This window comes from Corynebacterium sp. HMSC036D02 (assembly GCF_001836165.1).
Lineage (GTDB): Bacteria > Actinomycetota > Actinomycetes > Mycobacteriales > Mycobacteriaceae > Corynebacterium.
The window spans coordinates 1-1,435 of the sequence record NZ_KV827666.1 but is presented as its reverse complement, the minus strand read 5'-3'; the positions used below and the strand labels follow the sequence as shown (position 1 = coordinate 1,435).

The following is a 1,435-nucleotide window of genomic DNA, read 5'->3' as shown; positions in this document are numbered from 1 at the left end:
GGCCTAAACGACAAAACGTGTTGTTTTCCGGCGTGTCGAGTTAAACGACAGATTGTGTTGGTGGGGGTTGGGGTTTAGCGTATGTGACCTTTACGTATTCCCATAGAGTGGTTGTAGGCAGTGTCGATGGCGCTGTCGTAGGTTGCTGGTCGGCCGTCTTCATGGCCGCTGGTGGCTTGTGTTTCCTGGTCGGCTAGGGTTTGTGCTTTGGCGAGTGCGTCCTGGCCCCAGTTTTGCTGCCTGGCGATTTCTACGGGGTCGTCAGGCAGCTGCGTGTGTAAGTACAGCCACCAGTCACAGGCGATGCGTTGTTGCTCGTCGCGCAGTCCTCGGTGGGCGTGCATCAGTTTCTTGATTTGCGAGTTCACTCCGCCTTCCAGGCTGTTGGTTGTGCGCTCTAAGCGTTGGCCTTCTTTAGCTTGGGTGAGGTAGGCAAAGAGGTGTCCGTGTTGACTCATTTTCTTCAGCTGTAGGTAGATTCCGCGGTGAACATCGTGGGTGTACCACCATTTTTTGTTGCCACGTTTGGATTTAGGAATCTGCTCGAAAGGGACGTCTTTGACGTAAGTTCTGGCTTTGAGCTGGGTGCTAAATACAGTGCCGAATTGGTGTAGCTTGGCAGTCCATTCGGCTGCTTCATCTAGGTTGGTAACGGCTAGCAGTTCGAAGGAAAGCCGTCGCAGTGCTTTGCCCATCGGCGAGGTGGGGTGCAGGCCTGTGGCGCGTTGAATGTTGCGTTTGACGTGGACAATGCAGCGTTGAACCGGGGTATCAGGCCACAGGCGGCGTAGTGCTTTAAGTCCTCCGGAATCCCCATCACAGGTCACCAGTTGTGGTGGGGCTAGTTCGTCCAGCAGGCGCATGTATGACCAGGAGGATTCCTTAGTGCACCAGAACCAGTTGATGACATGGCAGGAGTCAGCAGCCACGACAAGGCACTTGGTGTTGAAGTAGGTGCCGTCGATGAAGATTTGATCGTAGATTCGCTGCTTATCAACGCTTCGGGGAGGTTGGATAAGCCAGAACGTTTTGAACCGGCGTTGCAGAGTTCGTGATGAAACTCCGCAGGTCTTAGCTGTCTCTGTCAGGCTGTGGCCTGACATGAGCCACGAGATGAAAAGGCGAAACCATTTTGCTTGAACTGCGTCGTCATTGGTGCGGGTGAAAGTGGCCTTGCAAGTGCGGCATCGCCATCGTTGGCGACCAGTACTTGTCGTTCCGTATTTGATGCACACCCTGCTACAGACGGGGCATCGAGGATGATTCTTACTCATCCTCTCATCGTGAACCTAGGCAGCTAGCACACCGGCACTTCCCCGGCAGTATTTCCGGCCCGAGACTGGGGTATCCCTCCGGATAAGTGAAATCATCCTAATACCAGCACGCCAGACCAGCTAACCATCCAACCTCACCAACACATCCTGTCGTTTAGGCC

At 54.2% G+C, this 1,435-nt stretch carries 1 protein-coding gene; it reads right to left on the bottom strand.

Features of this window, described 5'->3' with window-relative positions; translation table 11 throughout:
- Nucleotides 1–74: 74 nt before the first annotated feature.
- Nucleotides 75–1,274, bottom strand: a complete 1,200-nt coding sequence (locus tag HMPREF2743_RS04310; protein ID WP_070818237.1) for an IS1249 family transposase — start codon at nucleotides 1,272–1,274, stop codon at nucleotides 75–77.
- Nucleotides 1,275–1,435 lie beyond the last annotated feature (161 nt).

Coding starts and splice junctions, on each gene's coding strand:
- HMPREF2743_RS04310 (WP_070818237.1), bottom strand. CDS start 1,274: ATGAGTAAGAATCATCCTCGATGCCCCGTCTGTAGCAGGGTGTGCATC.